Raw genomic sequence first — 18,910 nt, 5'->3', positions numbered from 1 at the left:
TGTTGCTGACTTCGAGCGGCTGCTCGGTGACGACCACCCCAATACCCTGCTCGCCCGCAGCAACCTTGCCGACTCCTATCGGCAGGCGGGTCGCGCCGGTGAGGCGATCGTCATCGAGGAGCGGGTGCTTGCTGACTTCGAGCGGCTGCTCGGTGACGACCACCCCCACACCCTGCTCGCCCGCGCCAACCTTGCCCACTCCTACCAGCAGGCGGGTCGCACCGGTGAGGCGATGGCTATCGAGGAGCGGGTGCTCGCCGACAGCGAGCGGCTGCTCGGAACGGACCACCCCGACACCCTGCTCGCTCGCGGCAACCTCGCCGCCTCCTACTACGACGCTGGTCGCACCGGTGAGGCGATGGCCATCGAGGAGCGGGTGCTCGCCGACCGTGAGCGGCTGCTCGGAACGGACCACCCCCACACCCTGCTTGCCCGCGGCAACCTCGCCGCCTCCTACTACGACGCTGGTCGCACCGGTGAGGCGACCGGACTTATGGAGCGGGTGCTCGCCGACAGCGAGCGGGTGCTCGGAACCGACCACCCCGACACCCGAGCGGCTGCGGACCAGCTCCGGAGCTGGCGCATGCTCCAAAGCCGCGACGACGGGGGGACACGACCTGACGTGGGTGGCAGACAGCCCCGCGACGTCGGGTAGACACGACCCCTGGAGTCAGGCCAGCGACGCCGCTTCGTGAGTCGTACCCCGGATCCCACCTCCCCACATACGTCAAGAACCAACCGGGGAAAGCCGGTCTCCACCGCCGACGGGCCGCCCGCCCCACCACGGGGCGGACGGGCCGTCGCCGTCCTCGGAGGGAACCGCCCTTACTGGGGCGTCACATACGCCCCCGAGATACCCCCGTCGACGAGGAACGTGTTGGCGGTCATGAAGGAGGAGTCGTCGGAGGCGAGGAAGGCCACCGCGGCGGCGATCTCCTCCGGCTCGGCGAAGCGGCCGAGCGGGATGTGGACCAGGCGGCGGGCGGCCCGCTCCGGGTCCTTGGCGAACAGTTCCTGCAGCAGCGGGGTGTTCACCGGGCCGGGGCAGAGGGCGTTGACCCGGATGCCCTCGCGGGCGAACTGCACGCCCAGCTCGCGCGACATCGCCAGCACGCCGCCCTTGGAGGCGCTGTAGGAGATCTGCGAGGTGGCCGCGCCCATCACGGCGACGAACGAGGCGGTGTTGATGATCGAGCCCTTGCCCTGGCGCTGCATGTGCGGGATCGCGTACTTGCAGCACAGGTAGACGCTGGTGAGGTTGACCTCCTGGACGCGCTTCCAGGCGTCCAGGCCGGTGGTGAGGATGGAGTCGTCGTCCGGCGGGGAGATGCCCGCGTTGTTGAAGGCGATGTCGAGCCGGCCGTACTCGTCGACGGTCCGCTGGAAGAGGTCCCGCACCGCCTCCTCGTCCGTGACGTCGGCCTGCAGGAACAGGCCGCCGACCTCGTTGGCCGCCTTGGCGCCGGTCTCCGCGTCCAGGTCGACGCAGACCACCTTGGCGCCTTCGGCGGCGAACCGGCGGGCGGTGGCCAGGCCGATGCCGCTGCCCGCGCCGGTGATGACGGCCACCCGGCCGTCGAGTCGCTGGGTCATGCTGATCATTCCTCCGTGGAGATGAAGACGTTCTTGGTCTGGGTGAAGGCGTCGAGGGCGTCCGGCCCGAGCTCGCGGCCGAGGCCGGACTGCTTGAAGCCGCCGAACGGCGTGGTGTAGCGCACCGAGGAGTGCGAGTTGACGGAGAGGTTGCCGGCCTCGACGCCGCGCGAGACCCGCAGGGCGCGCCCGAGGTCCCTGGTCCAGATCGAGCCGGACAGCCCGTACTCGGTGGCGTTGGCGATCCGCAGGGCGTCCTCCTCGTCGCGGAACGGCACGACCGTGACGACGGGGCCGAAGATCTCCTCGGTGAAGGCGCGGTCCTCGTGCCGTACGGGGGCGAGGACGGTCGGGGGGTACCAGAAGCCGGGGCCGTCGGGGGCGCTGCCGCGGAAGGCGACGGCCGCTTCGTCGGGGACGTAGGAGGCGACCCGGGCCCGGTGGGCGGCGGAGATCAGCGGGCCCATCTCGGTCTTCTCGTCGCTCGGGTCGCCGACCCGCACGCCGTGCACGGCCGGTTCCAGGAGCGCCAGGAACTCGTCGAAGGCGGAGGCCTCGACCAGGATCCGGGACCGGGCGCAGCAGTCCTGGCCGGCGTTGTCGAAGACGGCGTACGGCGCGGTCGCGGCGGCCTTGGCGAGGTCGGCGTCGGCGAAGACGATGTTGGCGCTCTTGCCGCCGAGTTCGAGGGTGGCGGGCTTCACCTGGGCGGCGCAGCCCGCCATGATCTCCTTGCCGACCCGGGTCGAGCCGGTGAAGACGACCTTGCGCACGTCGGGGTGGGTGACGAAGCGCTGTCCGACGACGGGGCCGCGGCCGGGCAGGATCTGCAGCACGCCTTCCGGGATCCCGGCCTCCAGCGCGAGTTCGCCGAGGCGCAGGGCGGTGAGCGGGGTGAGCTCGGCCGGTTTGACGATGACGGTGTTCCCGGCGGCCAGCGCCGGGGCCAGGGCCCAGGCGGCGATCGGCATCGGGAAGTTCCACGGCACGATGACGCCGACCACGCCGAGGGGTTCCTGGAAGGTGACGTCGATGCCGCCGGCGACGGGGATCTGTCGGCCGAACAGGCGCTCCGGGGCGGCGGCGTAGTACTCGATGACGTCGCGCGCGTTGCCCGCCTCCCAGCGGGCGTTGCCGATGGTGTGGCCGGCGTTGGCGACCTCCAGGGCGGCGAGGCGGTCGAGGTCGGCGTCGACGGCGGCGGCGAAGGCGCGCAGCAGGCGGGCCCGGTCGGCGGGGGCCACCCGGCGCCAGGTGTCGAAGGCGGCGCGGGCACGGGCGACGGCGGCGTCGGTCTCGGCGAGGCCGGCCAGTTCGACGGTGGTGATCACCTCCTCGGTGGCGGGGTTGACGACCTCGAAGAGGTCCGGTGCGGTCATGGGCGGTTCTCCCGGTGGGTGGAGTCGGTCGGGCTGGCGGTCATCAGAGGTGGTCAGTGCGTGAGGGCGCTCTGCCCGGCGGCTATCAGGGCATGGAAGACGCGCAGGTCGTCGGGGTCGGTCTCGGGGTGCCACTGGACGCCCAACGCGAAGCGGTGGCCGTCGAGTTCGACCGCCTCCACGGTGCCGTCGGCGCTGTGCGCGGTGGCCCGCAGCCCCGCGCCGAGCCGGTCGACGGCCTGGTGGTGGTAGCAGGAGACCTCGGCGTCCGGCCCCAGGAGGGCGGCGAGCCGGGTGCCGTCCACCACCTCGACCCGGTGGCGGACGAACCGGGCGGGGACCTTCTGGTGGCTCCCGTCGGGCAGGTGCTGCACGAGGGTGCCGCCGAGTTCGACGTTGAGCAGCTGCATGCCGCGGCAGACGCCGAGCACCGGGAGGTCCCGGGTGAGGGCGGAGTGCAGCAGCCTGCTCTCCCAGTCGTCCCGGGCCGGGTGGGGCGGGCCGGTGCGCGGGTCGGCGTCCGCCGCGTACCGCGCCGGGTCGACGTCCGGTCCGCCGGAGAGGACGAGCCCGTCCAGGGCGTCGAGCAGGTGCCCGGCGCCGCCGGGCTGCGGCGGCAGCAGGACCGGGGTGCCGCCCGCGCGGACGACGGCGTCCACGTAGGTCTGCGGCACCAGGGAGGCGCGCTGGTTCCAGACGGACCAGGCCACGTCGTCCTGGTAGCTGCTGATGCCGATCAGCGGCCGGCGGCGGTCGTCGTGGCGGCGGTCGTCGCGGTGGTGGTCGTCCCGGTGGCGGTCGTCGCGGTGGTGGCGGTCGAGGTTCACAGCCGCTCGAATCCGCGGCGCCGCTCCCAGTCGGTCACCGCGCGCTCGTAGGCCGCGAGTTCGGTGCGTCCGGTGTGGGTGTAGTGCCGGACCACGTCCTTGCCGAAGGCCTCGGTGGCGACGGCGCTGCGCTCGAAGGCGTCGACCGCGTCGCGCAGCGTGGCGGGCACCCGGGGGGCGTCGGAGGCGTACGCGTTCCCGATGAACTCCGGTTCGAGTTCCAGCTGTTGCTCGATGCCGTGGAGCCCGGCCGCGATCAGCGCGGCGACCGCGAGGTACGGGTTGACGTCGCCGCCGGGGACGCGGTTCTCGAAGCGCAGCGACGGGCCGTGGCCGACCACCCGCAGGGCGCAGGTGCGGTTGTCGCGGCCCCAGGCGATGGCGGTGGGCGCGAAGCTGCCGGGCACGTACCGCTTGTAGGAGTTGACGGTGGGGGCGAGCAGCAGGGCGAAGTCGGCGAGGCAGGCGAGCTGCCCGGCGAGGAAGTGCTCCATGGTGCGGGAGAAGCCGTGCGGCCGGTCACCGGCGAACACCGGTGCGCCCTGCTCGTCGCGCAGGCTGAGGTGGATGTGGCAGGAGTTGCCCTCGCGCTCGTCGTACTTCGCCATGAAGGTGAGGCTGCAGCCCTCCTGGGCGGCGATCTCCTTGGCGCCGGTCTTGTAGACGGAGTGGTTGTCGCAGGTGGTGAGGGCGTCCGCGTACTTGAAGGCGATCTCGTGCTGGCCGAGGTTGCACTCGCCCTTGGCGGACTCGACGGTGAGGCCGGCGCCGGCCATCTCCTTGCGGATCCGGCGCAGCAGGGGCTCGATCCGGCCGGTGCCGAGGACGGAGTAGTCCACGTTGTACTGGTTGGCCGGGGTGAGCCTGGCGTAGTCCTTCTCCCAGGCCTGTTCGTAGCTGTCCCGGAAGACGATGAACTCCAGCTCGGTGGCGGCCTGGGCGTGCCAGCCGTGGCCGGCCAGGCGGTCCAGCTGGCGTTGCAGGATCTGCCGGGGGGAGACGCTGACGGGCGTGTCGTCGTGGTGGACGACGTCGCACTGGACCATGGCGGTGCCGGGGTGCCAGGGCACGGTCCGCAGGGTGGTGAGGTCGGGGCGCAGCACGAGGTCACCGTAGCCGTTCTCCCAGGAGGAGATCTCGTACCCGTCGACGGTGTTCATGTCGACGTCGACGGCCAGCAGGTAGCCGCAGCCCTCGGCGGTGCCGGGCACCACGTCGGTGAGGAAGTGGTCGGCGGCGAGGCGTTTGCCCTGGAGGCGGCCCTGCATGTCGGTCATGGCGAGCACGACGGTGTCGACGGAGCCGTCGGCGACGCGGGCGCGCAGTTCGTCGAGGGTGAGCCGGGGGCTGGTCATCGGAGCTCCAGTTCGGTGTCGCGTGCGTCGGGTTCGGGCGGCGTGGTCGCCTGGACGTGGGGCCCGGTGAACCAGTGCCGGGCGGAGGCCAGCCACCACACACCGGCGAAGCCGACCACGACGGCCACGGCGACGGGGGTGTAGTTGAAGCTCTCGGCGGTGATCGGGGAGGCGGTGGGGAGCATGAAGAGGACGGTGATCACGGCCGTCCAGGCGACGGCGAGGATGCCGATCGGCCGGCTCCACCGCCCCAGGTGCCAGGGGCCGGGCGTGAAGTCCTCGCCCTGGCGCAGCCTCAGGTACACCGGGATGACGTAGGAGATGTACAGGCCGATGACGGAGATGGAGGTCACGGCGGTGTAGGCGGTGGTGTTCCAGAGCGCGGGCAGGCCGAGCAGCAGCGCGCCGCCGGTCGCCAGCCAGACGGCGTTGGTCGGGGTCTGGGTGCGCGGGTCGATGCGGTGCCACAGCCGGGAGCCGGGCAGTGCGCCGTCCCGGGAGAAGGCGTAGATCATGCGGGAGTTGGCGGTGACGGAGGCCATCCCGCAGAAGAACTGGGCGCCGATCACGATCAGCAGCAGGAACTGGGCGCCGCCGGAGCCGATCGCGTCGATGAAGATCTGGGCGGGCGGGACGCCGGTGTCGCTGTTGAGCGCGCCGTCGTAGTCGCGGATCGCGAAGGTGATGCCGAGCAGCAGGATCCAGCCCGCCGCCAGGGAGACGGTGATCGCGTTGACGATGCCGCGGGGGCCGGAGCGGGCGGCGTCGCGGGTCTCCTCGGTCATGTGCGCGGAGGCGTCGTACCCGGTGAGGGTGTACTGGGCCATCAGCAGGCCGATCATCGCGACGTAGAACTGGTTCTGGAAGCCGGTCCCGTTGACGAACTCGGTGAGCACGAAGGAGGCCGAGGCGTGCTGGTCCGGGAACACGGCGAGCGCGCCGACGATGACGGCGACCCCCGCCAGGTGCCACCACACGGAGACGCTGTTGAGGACGGCGACCAGGCGCACGCCGCGGGTGTTGAGCAGGCCGTGGACCAGCAGGATGACGGCGAAGATCTCGATGGTGTGCGCGGGGCTGGCCTCGAAGCCGAAGCGCAGGGTGAGGAAGGCGTTGGTGAAGAACGCGGCGCCGAAGTCGACCCCGGCGGTGACCGCGACCTGGCCGAGGAAGTTGAACCAGCCGGTGAACCAGCTCCACGCGGGGCCGCGGCTGCGGCTCAGCTTGGCCGCCCAGTAGTAGAGCCCGCCGGCCGTCGGGTAGCTGGAACAGATCTCGGCCATCGCCAGCCCGACGCAGAGGGTGAACAGGCCGACCACCGGCCAGCCCCAGATGATCAGGGCCGGACCTCCGGTCTTCATGCCCGTCCCGTACAGGGTCAGGCAGCCGGAGAGGATCGAGACGATGGAGAAGGAGACGGCGAAGTTGGAGAAGCCGGACATCGAGCGGGCCAGTTCCTGGGTGTAGCCCAGCTCGCGGAGCCGTTGTTCGTCGTCGGAAACGGGGAGGGCGTTCCCCGGAAACACGGCGGGGGAAGGCTGGTCGGGTGAGCGTGCGTCGGTCATGGGCACCCCTGGGGGTTGAGGGTGTGCCGGGGCGGGAACGGCCACGGCGGCGTGGCGCGCTCGGTCCGGCGGGTTCGACGGTCGGACGGCTCTTCAATGGTCTGGAAGCAGACCATTAGGTGGGTGAGCAGCATCGTTCCGGCTGGGCCGGGGCCGCGTCAAGAGCCGAGCGGGAGAACGGGGCGGAACGAGGCCGAACGAGTTCGATCGCCCGCCCGTAGGTACGATTCCGGCGTGGACCTGGACGAAGCACGTGAGCGGGCGCGGCTCGACTGGCAGGCCGGCGCGATCTTCCGCCCGGTCCGCACCGGCAACGCCTTCGAGGAGACCGTCGAGCGGCTCCTCCAGGCCATCAAGCTCGGCGTCTTCGGCTACGGCGACCGCCTCCCGGCCGAACGCGACCTCGCCGCCCGGCTCGGCGTCAGCCGGGAGACCCTGCGGGAGGCGCTGCGCACCCTGCAACAGGCCGGCTGCGTCGAACCCCGCCGCGGCCGCTACGGCGGCACCTTCGTCACCTACCGGATGCCCGCCCCCGACGTCGACGACCTCCGCCGGGCCGCCCGGGACCTCGGCGGCGCGCTGGAGGACGCGCTGACCTACCGCCAGGTCCTGGAGACCGGCGCCGCCGAGGCCGCCGCCCGCCGCGCCCTCAGCCCCGGCCAGCGCGCCCACCTGGAGAGCCGCCTCACCGACCTGGAGGACGCCCCGTCGGACCAGTACCGCCAGCTCGACTCGCGCTTCCACCTCGCCATCGGCGAACTCACCGGTTCCCCCACCCTCGCCGCCGCCATCGCCGAGGCCAGGATGCGCCTCAACGACCTGCTCAACGCCATCCCCATGCTCGACCGGAACATCGAACACGCCGCCGACCAGCACCGGGCCATGGTCCGGGCGATCCTCACCGGCGACCCCGACGCCGCCCGCCGCGCCACCGAGGAACACCTCGCCGCGACGGCCGCCCTCCTGCGCGGATTCCTGGCCTGAGCCCCGGGCCCGTCTGCCGCAAGCACCGCCACTTTCCGCCGGTAGCGATCGCCGGTCAGAGCGCTGTCCTGCTCCGGCAGGCGCTGGCATGGTGTTGGCCATGACTCTGGGATTCAGCGGTGACGTCGCCGGTTACTACGCGAAGTACCGCCGCGGCTACCCTCCCGCGGCCATCGACGCTCTGCAGTCGGCGTTCGGGCTGCACACCGATGATGTCGTGCTCGACCTCGGGTGCGGCACCGGTCAGCTGGCCCTGCCGCTGGCTCGCAGGGTGCGCTCGGTCATCGGCATGGATCCCGAGCCGGACATGCTCCGGCTCGCAGCAGAAGCAGCCGAGCGGCAGGGGATCGCCAACGCGACATGGGTACTCGGCGCCGACAGCGACGTCCCGGCCGTCGGAGCCCTGCTGGGGCAGCGGACCTTGGCGATGACGGTCATCGGCAACGCACTCCACTGGATGCGGCACGACGAGCTCTTCCGGACCCTCGTGCCGATGCTCCGACCCGGTGGCGGAATCGCCGTCGTGGCCAACGGCACCCCCCTGTGGCTGCAGGACAGCCCATGGTCCCGGGCGCTCCGGACCTGCTTGGAACACCACTTCGGCACCAGCCTGTCACCGTCCTGCGGCACCGGCCCCGAGGACCGGGATCGGTACGCGCAGGCGCTCGCCGCCGCCGGCTACGAACGGGTGCAGGAAATCGCGATCGAGTACGACGACGAACTGACCTTCGACCAGCTCATAGGTGGCATCTGTTCCGCCATCCCCGCGCACAAGCTGCCCGGCCCGAAGGACCGGCCGGCCTTCACCGAGTACGTTCGGCAGTCCCTGCCGGCCGGCCAATCCTCCTTCGCCGAACTCGTCAAGGTCTCCGCAGTCGTGGGCAAGGTCGGGTAGCACGGCGGCTTCGGACGCGGGTGCTCGGTGCTCAGCCGTTGAGTGCCGCGGCCGCGGCGTTGACCTGGGTCTGCAGAGCGGTCCTGATCTGCGCCATCGCGGCGGTGTTCTCGGCGATGGCCTGCTGCTCCGTCACGTCGAAGCCGCCACGGCGGGCCGAGCCGTCGCCCTGGACAACGACTACTTCTGGTCGATCCCGCCCGACGAGCTCTACGACGTTGTCAAGGAGCCGGGCAGCCTGACCATCGGGCAGCTCTCCGAATCCTGGCAGCACTTGCAGGATCTGCTCGCCGATGAGGATCGGGCGCTGGGACACCACCTGGTGTGGCTCGCCGACATCCTGAGGGCGATCGGCCAAGAACGTCCCGCGTAGCTGCCACGCGCACCATGCCAAGCGAGCCACCGCCGCAATGCCAAGGGCCACCACCGACACCCGGTCGGCCACCCCGCGCGGCTCTGACGGACACCGAGCGCGGTCGCCGTGCACGGCACAGGCCGGGCGTTGGCCGGGCGCGGCTGAGCGCTCTGCTGCCGCAGTGCGTTCCCGGCAGATATCGGCGAGCCTGCTCGCCTGACGCAACCACCCGAACAGGCCGATTGCCGGGCCGAGGCCGAGGGGAAGGGCTCTGTCGGCCGGGTGCCTCATCGCGCGGGAGAGCCCGCGCGACGGCTCGTCCCCCGGCTGATCGGAGATCGGGTGATGGTACGAAAGGCTCCCCGCAGGCGGCACGCCATCCGCGTCGCCTCGACGGCTGCGGCGGCGTTGCTCGTGGTGGCCGGGCCGAGCGCGACGGAGTTCTCCGCAGCGCCCGCCGCGTCCGGCACCACGAGCAGCGCCGCCGCACCCGACGTGGACACACCCTCCTACCTGCGACGGGACGCCGAGGCGGTCCAGCGGGTGGGGGCGGTCGGGGTTCTGGCGGAGCTACGGGACGGGGAGCGGCACGTACGCGCCCGGGCCGGTGAAGCGGAGTTGGGCAGCGGGCGGCCGGTGGCGTGGCGCTCCTCGATCCGGGTCGGCAGTGCGACCAAGGCGTTCACCGCGACGGTGGTGCTGCAACTGGTCGGCGAGGGGCGGCTCTCCCTGGACGACACCGTCGAGCGCTGGCTGCCCGGCCTGGTCGCCGGCAACGGCAACGACGGCCGGGCCATCACCGTCCGCCACCTGCTCCAGCACACCAGCGGACTCCCCACGGTCTCCGACCTGCCGGGCTGGGAGAGCGCGGAGCAGTTCGAGAAGCACCGCTACGACGCGCACGACCCCCGGTACGTCGTGAAGCTCGCCATGCGGCACCCGCCCAGCAGCGCCCCCGGCACCCGGTGGGAGTACTCCAACACCAACTACACGCTGGCCGGACTGGTCGTCGAAGCGGTGACGGGCCGCTCCTGGGACCACGAGGTCACCTCGCGCGTCATCGTCCCGCTGGAGCTGACCGGCACCTTCGTCCCCGGCCACCGCCCCCACCTGCCGCTCCCGCACCTGAACACCTACTACCAATTCGCCGAGGGCGAGCCGTGGTTCGACACCACGGTGCTCAACATGAAGGACGCGGACGCCGAGGGCTCCATCGTGAGCACCACGGAGGATCTGGGCCGGTTCCACGCGGCGCTGATCGGCGGCAGGCTGCTGGGGCGAGCCGAGCTCGCCGAGATGACGACCACCGTCCCGGTGCCCGAGTTCACGCGGTGGGGGATGCGCTACGGCCTCGGCCTGATGTGGTTCGACCTCAGCTGCGGAGGCGGCTACTGGACGCACTGGGGCGACACCCTCGGCGCCTCCACCCGTGGCGGGATCACCCCGGACGGGCAGCGCGGCATCGTGGTCTCCACCAGCGGAAACGGTGACCACCTGAAGCTCCCGATGGAGGACGAAGCGCTGCACCCACTGGTGGACCACGCACTCTGCCGAGGGCTGTCATGACCCTCCGCCGACGCACCGTCGTCACCGCCCTCGGCCTCACCGCCCTCGTCGGCGCGCTCCCGGCCACCACCCCCGCCGCGGCGGACGGTTGCCCGCCGGTGGGTGACGGCGGGCTCCAGGCCGACGTGGACGCGGTGGCCGCCACCGGTCCCGTGGGGGTGCTCGCGCAGGTCACGACCCCGCACGGCACCCGCACCGCCCGCGCCGGCACGGCCGTACTGGGCACCGCCCTCCCGGTGCCCTGGCCGTCGCGGGCGCGGATCGGCAGTACGACCAAGGCGTTCACCGCGACGGTGGCCCTGCAACTGGTGGGCGAGGGGCGGCTCTCCCTGGACGACACCGTCGAGCGCTGGCTGCCCGGCCTCATCACCGGCAACGGCAACGACGGCCGCGCCATCACCGTCCGCCACCTCCTCCAGCACACCAGCGGACTGTACGACTATCCCGAGGACGCGGCCGGGGTGCCTCAGCTGCGTACGGCGGAGGCGTTCCGTACGCACCGGTTCCGGACGTACTCCGCGGCGGAACTCATCGCCGTCGCGCTGCGCCATCCGCCGGGCTTCCCACCCGGCACCGCGTTCAACTACTCCACCACCGGCTACCAGGTGATCAGCCTGATCATCGAGAAGGCGACCGGCGAAAGCTGGGAACGGCACGTCACCCGGCGTATCCTCCGGCCCCTCGGCCTGCGCGGCACGACCGCCCCCGGCAGTGACCCGCTGATCCACGGCCCGCACCCGCGCGGCTACCGCTCCTTCCCCGACGAGCCGCACCCGGTCGACGTCACCGTCTGCAACCAGACCCTCGGCGGCGCGGGCGGCGCGCTGATCAGCACACCCGCCGAGGTGAACAGCTTCCTCGCCGCGTTGCAGCGCGGCGACCTGCTGCGCCCGGCCGAACAGGCCGAGCTGCACCGCAGCGTCGCGACAGCCGGAGACGTCGCGGAAGCGTGGCCGGGCTCCCGCTACGGCCTCGGCCTGATGTGGACGCCCTCCCCGCACGGCGGGTACTGGGGCCACCACGGTGACACCTTCGGCTTCCATACCCGGGCCGCGACCACGCCCGACGGGCGGCGCGGCTTCACCCTGGTCTGGACCGGCCCCGGCGACGAGGCGACCGAAGCCGCCGCCAACACCCTGGCCGCACACGCGCTCACGGCCGAAGGCGGCGGCGGACCGGAGGGCGGCTGCGGCAGTCGACCATGATCGTTCTCGCCGGGGCCCGACCCACCCGCAGCTCGGGCCCACGGCGGGGATTCCGGGTCGCGCGCAGGTGGACGCTTGCGCGTCGTACGTGTTGACACTCCGATCCAGGCGCTCCAGACTCCCGTATGGGAGCGCTCCCACAGGTCAACTGGCTCCACCCTACGGCGAGTTGAGGAGTTGCGCCGGAGGTCGGGGGCAAGGCCGGCGGGTTCTCCCAGCACGGTCCTTTCCACCCCCCACCCAAGGCCGCGGTGCTGCTGACGGTACGTGCCGAGAGCCCGCTCCGGGCGCTGCGGGCCGTACCGCCCGTGCCGCGGCCGCTGAGAAGGAGACCATGCGTACGACACGCAAGGCGGCCGCCCTGGCGGCAGCCGCGGTGTTGCTGGCAAGCGCCGGAGCCGGCGCCGGGGCCGCGCAGGCCGCCGGCACCGGCCCCGGGCGAGCGGTCCGCACGGCGGCCGCCACCGCGGGCCCGGCGATCACCGTGGACGCCACCAGCGGGCGGCACGCCATCGACCCCCACATCTACGGCATGAACTTCCCCGACGAGGCCCTGGCCAAGGAGCTGCGCCTGCCGATCGGCCGCTGGGGCGGCAACGCCACCACCCGCTACAACTACCAGCTCGACGCCTACAACGCCGGAGCCGACTGGTACTTCGAGGACCTGCACTACAACAACGACACCGCGGCGCTGCCCGCCGGATCGCAGGCCGACAGGTTCGTCGACCAGAACCGCAGGACCGGCACCGACACGCTGATGACCGTGCCGATGATCGGCTGGACGGCGGCCGGCCGCGACAACGGCTGCGGGTTCAGCGTCGCCAAGTACGGTCCCCAGCAGGAGACCGACGCGCAGTGGCGGCCGGACTGCGGCAACGGCAGGAAGCCCGACGGCACCCTGATCACGGGCAACGACCCGGCCGAGACCAGCACGCCCGCGGGCCCGGACTTCGTCAAGGGCTGGGTGAAGTACCTCGACAGCGCCCACGGCACCGCAGGCAGCGGCGGGGTGCGCTTCTACAACCTGGACAACGAACCGGACCTGTGGTTCGGCACGCACCGCGACGTCCATCCGACCGGGCCGGGCTACGACGAACTGCGCGACAGCACCTACGCCACCGCCGCGGCCGTCAAGGCCGCCGACCCGGCCGCGCAGACCCTCGGTCCGGTCGGCTGGGGCTTCAACTCGCTGATCTACTCCGGCCTGGACCAGCAGGTGTGCGGCGAGCAGGGCGGCAGTTGCTGGTCGAACCCGCCGGACGCCGCCGCGCACGGCGGCGTGCAGTTCGCCCCGTGGTACCTGCGGCAGATGAAGGAGTACGAGCAGGCGCACGGGCAGCGGATCCTGGACTACTTCGACGAGCACATCTACCCCCAGCAGTCCGGCGTGTCCGGCAGCGCGGACGACCCGGCGACGCAGGCCCTGCGACTGCGTTCCACCCGGCAGTTGTGGGATCCGTCCTACGTCGACGAGAGCTGGATCAACCAGCCGATCCAGTTCGTCCCCCGGCTGCGCTCGCTGGTCGACCAGAACTACCCGGGGACGAAGCTGGCCGTCTCGGAGTACAACTGGGGCGCCCTGGACCACATCGACGGCGGCCTGGCCGAGGCCGACGTGCTGGGGATCTTCGGCCGCGAGGGGCTGGACCTGGCCACCCTGTGGTCACCGCCGAAGGCGACCGACCCCGGAGCGTACGCCTTCCGCATGTTCCTGAACTACGACGGCCGGGGCGGGGCCTTCGGCGACACCTCCGTCCGGGCCGCGAGCGCCGACCAGGAGAAGCTGTCGGTGTACGCGGCCGAGCGGAGCAGCGACCACGCCACCACGGTCATGGTGATCAACAAGACCACCGGGGACCTGACCGCACCCGTCTCCGTCACCGGCAGCACCGCGCTCGCGGCGGCGGCGCAGGTCTACCGCTACGGCCAGGCCGACCCCACCGCGATCCAGCACCCGGCCGACCAGCCGCTGAGCGGCGGCTCCTTCACCGCGACCTTCCCGGCGTACTCCATCACGGAGTACGTGATCCCCGCCGGCTCGGCCCAGGCCACCCCGCCCTCGGCACCCGGCACTCCCACGGCCGCCGCCCCCGGCGCCGACCGCGTGACGCTGACCTGGCCGGCCGCCACACCCGGCACCTCCCCCCTGGCGGACTACCGCGTGTACGCCGGCGACCCGGCCACCACGGCGCCGCTGGCCACCGTCCCCGCGTCGACGACCACCGCCACCGTCACCGGCCTGACCCCGGCCACCGCCTACACGTTCCGCGTGGTGGCCACCGACACCGCGGGCCGCAGCTCACCCCCGTCGGCCCCGCTGCAGCTCACCACCGGTCCGGCCACGACGAGCGGCTGCACCGTCGCCTACCGGATCAGCAGCGACTGGGGCACCGGCTTCACCGCGGGCGTGACGATCACCAACCGGGCGGCGCCGGTCGACGGTTGGAACCTCGGATTCACCTTCGCCGGCGACCAGAAGGTCACTCAGGGCTGGAACGGCACCTGGTCGCAGACCGGCGCCGCGGTCACCGTCAAGGACGCCGGCTGGAACGCGTCCCTGCCCACCGGTGCCTCCACCACGATCGGCTTCAACGGCGCCTACTCCGGCGCCAACCCCGCACCCGGCACCTTCACCCTCAACGGCACCACCTGCACCACCGCGGGCACCACGGCCGCGGCCGCCCCCACCCCGGCCGTCGGCCACGCACCCGCCCGCGACGCGTCCCACTGACCCACCCCGCACCCCGCACCCCGCACCCCGGACCACGCGCCACGCATGGCCGACCCCGAACACCAGGGGTCGGCCATGCGCCGCTCCGGCAGGCGAGTGGACACGCGGCGTGCCCCCGACGGTGGTCGACCGTGGTCCGTACGCGCCCGAAAGACTGGTGCGCCGCTTGGCCAACGACGACGGGAGCAGCCGTGAGTGTGATCATCGGGACGTGGAATGTGGAGAACCTCTGCCGGCCGCTGCCGGCCGGCAGCCCGCCCGACCCCAGCAAGTGCGCCGCCAAAGACCAGGCCACCTACGACGCCAAGATCGAGGCGCTGGCCGCCGTCATCACCGAGATCGGTCCGGATCTGCTCGGGGTGCAGGAGGTGGGCAGCCAGGAGGCGCTGGACGACCTGGTGGCCAAGCTGCCGGGCACCTGGCACACCGCCCTGTCGGACCACCCGGATCCGCGCGGCATCCGGGTGGGATTCATCAGCCGCTTCCCGTTGCTCGACGTCAAGCAGACCAAGGACTTTCCGACCGGCCTCCACCCTGTCCAGGTCGAGGACGACGGTGTCCCGGGCAGCCCGACCGGAGAGATGGGCCGCGGCGGGCTGGCCGTACGCGTGGAACCGACCCCCGGCCGGAGCCTCCACGTGGCCGTCTGCCACCTCAAGTCGAAGCTGCTGACCTTCCCGAACAAGAAGCACTTCACCGACGACGAGCGCCTGCGCGCCCGCTACGAGGCCTACGCGCTCTTCCGCCGCGCCGCCGAGGCCGTCACCATGCGGGCCCTGGCCGACGACCTGCTCCAGGGTGACGGCCGGACTCACGACGTCATCGTGCTGGGCGACTTCAACGACGGGTGGCAGGCCGCCACCACCCAGATCCTGTACGGCCCGCCCGGCTCGCAGATGGGCACCGGCGGGTTCACCGACCCCGACGGGGGCGACGCCGAGCGCCTGTGGAACCTGGCTCCGAAGATCCTGGAGCAGGACGGCTTCTCGCGCGTCTTCGAGGGCCAGCGCGAGCTCATCGACCACATCCTGATCAGCCACGCGCTGCTGGCCAAATTCCAGGAGGTCTCCACCGGCACCGAGCAGTTGCCGAACGTCGTGGAGGCCCATCCGGCGGCGCCGCACGGCAAGCCGTCCGACCACTCGCCGGTCTTCGCGAAGTTCGACCTTTAGGGCTCGTCTGCGAGGTCGAGGATTCGGCACGGCGCCCGGTCCATCGCCGAAGACCTACGGCTCGCCGACCGGCCGTGGCCCGGCCGGCGAGCCGGGAAGAGGCGACTCAGCGGGCCAACAGGTCCTGGATCGCCGCCGCGATCTCGTCGGGCGCCTCCTCGGCCATGAAGTGGCCTGCCCGGGTCAGCCGGTGGTCCAGGTCCGGCGCCCACGCCTTCCACACCGCGGCGGCGTCGAAGCCCAACCTCGCGCCCCAGTCCTGCTGGACGACCGTCACCGGCATGGCCAGCTGCGACCCGGCGTCCAGGTCCGCCTGGTCGTGCGTGACGTCGATGCCCGCCGAGGCCCGGTAGTCCGCGACGATCGACGTCACCGCCGCGGCGCTCGCCCGCAGGTACTCGGCACGCACCTCCTCCGGCAGGGCGGTCGGGTCGTCGGCCCAGGCGTCGAGGAACGAGCCGAAGAACGCGTCCGCGCTGCCTGCGATCATCGCCTCCGGCAGGCCCGGCGGCTGCGCCATGAGGAAGAGGTGGTAGCCGACCGCCGCCGAGACGCCGCGCAGGACGTGCCACATGTCGAGCGTCGGCACGGCGTCGAGGATGCCCAGGTGGGTGATGGTCTCCAGGTGGTCCAGCCCCGCCCGGAAGGCGACCAGGGCGCCCCGGTCGTGGCCGACGAGGGCGAAGCGCTCGTGGCCGAGCGCCGCCGCCAGGGACACGACGTCGGCGGCCATGGTGCGCTTGGCGTACACCTCGGGGTCGGTGGCCGTCGGCTTGTCGCTGGCGCCGTAGCCCCGCAGGTCAGGGCAGATCACCGTGTGCCCGTCGGCGAGCCGCTCGGCGACGTGTCGCCACATCAGGTGGGTCTGGGGGAAGCCGTGCAGCAGCACGACGGGGCTGCCGCTGCCGCCGACAGCGGCAGCCAGCTCCACACCGTCCGCACCGTCCGCACCGTCCGCGCCGTCCGCGCCGGGCAGGCGGAGGTGATCGAAGCCGGGAATGGTGAGCGCCATGAAAGGCCGTCCTCTCGGGTCGGGACTTGACCGGATCAGCCTGCGCGACGGCGATCAGCAACCGATCAGTACGGTTGGGCGCGGCCGACCCTCGGCGCGGAGGATGGGGGCATGCGAATCGACGTGCTCGGTGCCGTGCGGGCCTTCCGCGACGACGGCGGCCCGGTTGACCTGGGCGGCCCTCGCCATCGCGAGGTACTCGCCCGGCTCGTCGCCGCCGAGGGGCGGATGGTCACCACCGACACCCTGGTCGATGACCTGTGGACCTCTCCGCCGGCCCGCGCCGTGGGCGCTCTGCGGACGTTCGTCGCCGCGCTGCGCCGTGCCCTCGAACCCGACCGGCCGCCCCGCGATCCGCCGCGCATCATCGTCACCGAGGGCTCCGGCTACGCGCTGTCCCTGCCGCGCGAGGACGTGGACGTCCACCGGTTCCAGGACACCCTGGCCCGCGCCCGCCGCAGCCCCGAGGCGGTGACCGACCTCGGCACGGTACTCGCGGCCTGGCGCGGACCGGCCTACGCCGATGTGCCCGACTCCGGATGGGCGCGGCGCGAGCGGGCCCGGCTGGAGGAGCTGAGGTTGGAGGGGGTGGAACTGCGCGCCCGGATCCTCCTCGACGCCGGGGGAGGGGCCGACCTCGTCGCCGAACTGGGTGCCCATGTCGCCGAACACCCGTGGCGCGAGCCGGCCTGGGGGCTGCTCGCCCGGGCGCTCCACCGCGCGGGCCGCCAGGCCGACGCGCTGGCCACCCTCCGCCGTGCCCGCGCGATGCTCGTCGACCGGCTCGGGCTCGACCCCGGTGCCGAGCTTCAGCGCCTGGAGACGGACATCCTCACCGGGGCCGTTCCCCCCGACGGCGCACGTACCGCGTGGACCGGCGCCGGTGTCCGGCTCGGCCCGCGCACCACCGTGGAGCTGGCCCGCACCCTCGCACTGGCGGGTGGCGACGCCCTCGTCCAGTCGCGGCGTGACCGCCTCGCCGCCGTCCAGGCGGCGGAACGTACCGGAGACCTCGCCCTGACCGCCCGGATCATCGGCGCCTACGACGTGCCCGCCCTCTGGAGCCGGGCCGACGACCCCGAACAGTCCCGCGCCGTCGTCGAGGCGGCCGAGCGCACGCTCACCGGGCTCGGCCCGGACGGCCCCGCCGACCTGCGCGCCCGGCTCTTGTCCGTGGTCGCCGTCGAGAGCCGCAGCGCCGATCTGTCCGGGACCGAGCCGAAGCGCGCGCAGTTGGCGGCACGGCAGGCCGAGGCCCTGGCACGGGAGCTGGCCGATCCAGCCCTGCTGGCCTTCGCCCTCAACGGGGTGTTCCTGCAGTCCTTCACCCGTCCCGGGCTCGCGGCGGTACGGGACCGGATCGGTGCCGAGATCCTCGACCTCGCGACCCGGCACGAGCTGCCGAACTTCGCCGTACTCGGCCGACTCGTCCGCCTGCAGTCCGCCTCGGCCCTCGGCGACCTCGACACGGCGACCGCGCACGCCGAGGCGGCCGAACAGCTCGCCGCCACCACCGAGGCGCCCCTCGTCCCCGTCCTCACCGGGTGGTTCCGGGCCCGGGCCATGGCCGCCCGCAGCGCCGAACCCGGCGGACCGACCGCCGCCACGGCCGCGGCGCACTACCGCGCCGCCGAGGACGCCCTCCGGACGGCCGGAATGCCGGGGCTGCACCGGGGTCTGTTCCCGCTCGCCCTGCTGGGGCTGCGCCTGCTGCACGACCGTCCGGCGCCCACCGACCCGCGCCTCGACTGGGGCCCGTACCGCCCCTGGGCGCGACCGCTCGTGCTGCTCGCCCAGGCCCGGGAGGCCCGTACCGGGGAGGCCCGTGCCGCCCTCGCCGCGGTGCCCGAACCACCGCGTGACCACCTGCAGGAGGCCATGTGGTGCCTGACCGCCCGCGCCGCCGTCCGCCTCGGCGAGCGCGGAATCGCCGCGCGCGCCGCGGCCGCCCTGCGCGATGCCCGCGCCGAACACGCCGGCGCCGCTTGCGGAATGCTGACCCTGGGCCCGGTGGCGCGCTACCTGGCCGAGGCGGAGGCATGTGCCGGAGCGGGGTGAGCGACCGGGAGACGCGAACCCCGGGCCGCCGGCGGGTCAAGATTGGGTAACGGGGGATCAGGTCTCTTGCCCCGCCGAATTGTGAGCGTTAACAATCACAGGGCGAAACAGCAGTGTCATGCCCAGTTCACATAAACGACCCGGACGTGGTGCCGCCGGAACCGCGCCGGAGAGGGCCGCGCACGGCCCCACCACCCCACGCCCCCCGTCGCC

At 72.7% G+C, this 18,910-nt stretch carries 15 protein-coding genes; 8 read left to right on the top strand and 7 right to left on the bottom strand.

All coding sequences use genetic code 11. The annotated features are described in order from the left end of the window. A partial coding sequence (locus ACFP3U_RS23940) for a tetratricopeptide repeat protein (protein ID WP_380227689.1) occupies nucleotides 1-655 on the top strand: 655 nt, incomplete at its 5' end. A 170-nt stretch (nucleotides 656-825) separates the two neighbouring features. Here the strand turns inward: ACFP3U_RS23940 and ACFP3U_RS23935 are convergent. The 5 genes from ACFP3U_RS23935 to ACFP3U_RS23915 are packed head-to-tail and all read right to left on the bottom strand — an operon-like array spanning nucleotide 826 to nucleotide 6,719. Then, the gene (locus ACFP3U_RS23935; protein ID WP_465261971.1) at nucleotides 826-1,602 is read right to left on the bottom strand and encodes a 3-oxoacyl-ACP reductase; all 777 of its coding nucleotides are present in this window, start codon (nucleotides 1,600-1,602) and stop codon (nucleotides 826-828) included. Beyond that, a complete protein-coding gene (locus ACFP3U_RS23930; protein WP_380227687.1) occupies nucleotides 1,599-2,972 on the bottom strand; it encodes an aldehyde dehydrogenase family protein in 1,374 nt (457 codons plus the stop codon). The genes ACFP3U_RS23935 and ACFP3U_RS23930 overlap by 4 nt, the downstream gene beginning before the upstream one ends. Nucleotides 2,973-3,025: 53 nt before the next feature. Then, the gene (locus ACFP3U_RS23925) at nucleotides 3,026-3,799 is read right to left on the bottom strand and encodes a gamma-glutamyl-gamma-aminobutyrate hydrolase family protein (protein ID WP_380227686.1); all 774 of its coding nucleotides are present in this window, start codon (nucleotides 3,797-3,799) and stop codon (nucleotides 3,026-3,028) included. Then, nucleotides 3,796-5,154, bottom strand: coding sequence for a glutamine synthetase family protein (locus tag ACFP3U_RS23920; RefSeq protein WP_380227685.1), 1,359 nt, complete (start codon nucleotides 5,152-5,154; stop codon nucleotides 3,796-3,798). The genes ACFP3U_RS23925 and ACFP3U_RS23920 overlap by 4 nt, the downstream gene beginning before the upstream one ends. Further along, a complete protein-coding gene (locus ACFP3U_RS23915; protein WP_380227684.1) occupies nucleotides 5,151-6,719 on the bottom strand; it encodes an amino acid permease in 1,569 nt (522 codons plus the stop codon). Before ACFP3U_RS23915 ends, ACFP3U_RS23920 begins: the two co-directional genes overlap by 4 nt. 234 nt (nucleotides 6,720-6,953) lie before the next feature. Between ACFP3U_RS23915 and ACFP3U_RS23910 the strand changes: the two genes are divergently transcribed. Beyond that, nucleotides 6,954-7,703: a FadR/GntR family transcriptional regulator gene (locus tag ACFP3U_RS23910; RefSeq protein ID WP_380227683.1), complete on the top strand. Its 750-nt coding sequence runs from the start codon at nucleotides 6,954-6,956 to the stop codon at nucleotides 7,701-7,703. 88 nt (nucleotides 7,704-7,791) lie between these two features. Further along, the gene (locus ACFP3U_RS23905; protein WP_380227682.1) at nucleotides 7,792-8,598 is read left to right on the top strand and encodes a class I SAM-dependent methyltransferase; all 807 of its coding nucleotides are present in this window, start codon (nucleotides 7,792-7,794) and stop codon (nucleotides 8,596-8,598) included. A 31-nt stretch (nucleotides 8,599-8,629) separates the two neighbouring features. Here ACFP3U_RS23905 and ACFP3U_RS23900 read toward each other — a convergent pair whose 3' ends face one another. Continuing rightward, nucleotides 8,630-9,043 carry a hypothetical protein gene (locus ACFP3U_RS23900; RefSeq protein WP_380227681.1) on the bottom strand — a complete coding sequence of 138 codons (414 nt, stop codon included), beginning with the start codon at nucleotides 9,041-9,043 and terminating at the stop codon, nucleotides 8,630-8,632. Nucleotides 9,044-9,298: 255 nt separating this feature from the next. On the opposite strand from ACFP3U_RS23900, the gene ACFP3U_RS23895 reads away from it, so the two are divergent. The 4 genes from ACFP3U_RS23895 (at nucleotide 9,299) to ACFP3U_RS23880 (ending at nucleotide 15,627) form a co-directional block, all read left to right on the top strand. Next, nucleotides 9,299-10,519 (top strand): serine hydrolase domain-containing protein, encoded by a 1,221-nt coding sequence (locus tag ACFP3U_RS23895; protein ID WP_380227722.1) that lies wholly within the window; start codon nucleotides 9,299-9,301, stop codon nucleotides 10,517-10,519. Continuing rightward, a complete protein-coding gene (locus tag ACFP3U_RS23890) occupies nucleotides 10,516-11,724 on the top strand; it encodes a serine hydrolase domain-containing protein (RefSeq protein ID WP_380227680.1) in 1,209 nt (402 codons plus the stop codon). The genes ACFP3U_RS23895 and ACFP3U_RS23890 overlap by 4 nt, the downstream gene beginning before the upstream one ends. Nucleotides 11,725-12,058: 334 nt before the next feature. Next, on the top strand, nucleotides 12,059-14,455 hold the full coding sequence (locus tag ACFP3U_RS23885) for a glycoside hydrolase family 44 protein (protein WP_380227679.1): 2,397 nt from the start codon (nucleotides 12,059-12,061) through the stop codon (nucleotides 14,453-14,455). Nucleotides 14,456-14,646: 191 nt separating this feature from the next. Then, a complete protein-coding gene (locus tag ACFP3U_RS23880; RefSeq protein ID WP_380227678.1) occupies nucleotides 14,647-15,627 on the top strand; it encodes an endonuclease/exonuclease/phosphatase family protein in 981 nt (326 codons plus the stop codon). Between the two features lie 106 nt (nucleotides 15,628-15,733). On the opposite strand, the gene ACFP3U_RS23875 is transcribed toward ACFP3U_RS23880, so the two are convergent. Continuing rightward, a complete protein-coding gene (locus ACFP3U_RS23875) occupies nucleotides 15,734-16,639 on the bottom strand; it encodes an alpha/beta fold hydrolase (protein ID WP_380227677.1) in 906 nt (301 codons plus the stop codon). Nucleotides 16,640-16,750: 111 nt separating this feature from the next. Here ACFP3U_RS23875 and ACFP3U_RS23870 point away from each other — a divergent pair, with 111 nt between their 5' ends. Then, nucleotides 16,751-18,697 (top strand): BTAD domain-containing putative transcriptional regulator, encoded by a 1,947-nt coding sequence (locus ACFP3U_RS23870; protein ID WP_380227676.1) that lies wholly within the window; start codon nucleotides 16,751-16,753, stop codon nucleotides 18,695-18,697. The last annotated feature ends 213 nt before the right edge of the window (nucleotides 18,698-18,910 follow it).

This window comes from Kitasatospora misakiensis, from assembly GCF_042656005.1.
Taxonomy (GTDB): domain Bacteria; phylum Actinomycetota; class Actinomycetes; order Streptomycetales; family Streptomycetaceae; genus Kitasatospora; species Kitasatospora misakiensis.
Note: the sequence above shows the minus strand (reverse complement) of the source record. Positions and strands in the feature narration are given on the sequence as shown.

Excerpts from the sequence above, each read along its gene's own strand:
- ACFP3U_RS23935 (WP_465261971.1), bottom strand. The coding sequence starts at position 1,602 with ATGATCAGCATGACCCAGCGACTCGACGGCCGGGTGGCCGTCATCACC.
- ACFP3U_RS23930 (WP_380227687.1), bottom strand. The coding sequence starts at position 2,972 with ATGACCGCACCGGACCTCTTCGAGGTCGTCAACCCCGCCACCGAGGAG.
- ACFP3U_RS23920 (WP_380227685.1), bottom strand. The coding sequence starts at position 5,154 with ATGACCAGCCCCCGGCTCACCCTCGACGAACTGCGCGCCCGCGTCGCC.
- ACFP3U_RS23915 (WP_380227684.1), bottom strand. The coding sequence starts at position 6,719 with ATGACCGACGCACGCTCACCCGACCAGCCTTCCCCCGCCGTGTTTCCG.
- ACFP3U_RS23905 (WP_380227682.1), top strand. The coding sequence starts at position 7,792 with ATGGTGTTGGCCATGACTCTGGGATTCAGCGGTGACGTCGCCGGTTAC.
- ACFP3U_RS23895 (WP_380227722.1), top strand. The coding sequence starts at position 9,299 with ATGGTACGAAAGGCTCCCCGCAGGCGGCACGCCATCCGCGTCGCCTCG.
- ACFP3U_RS23890 (WP_380227680.1), top strand. The coding sequence starts at position 10,516 with ATGACCCTCCGCCGACGCACCGTCGTCACCGCCCTCGGCCTCACCGCC.
- ACFP3U_RS23885 (WP_380227679.1), top strand. The coding sequence starts at position 12,059 with ATGCGTACGACACGCAAGGCGGCCGCCCTGGCGGCAGCCGCGGTGTTG.
- ACFP3U_RS23875 (WP_380227677.1), bottom strand. The coding sequence starts at position 16,639 with ATGGCGCTCACCATTCCCGGCTTCGATCACCTCCGCCTGCCCGGCGCG.
- ACFP3U_RS23870 (WP_380227676.1), top strand. The coding sequence starts at position 16,751 with ATGCGAATCGACGTGCTCGGTGCCGTGCGGGCCTTCCGCGACGACGGC.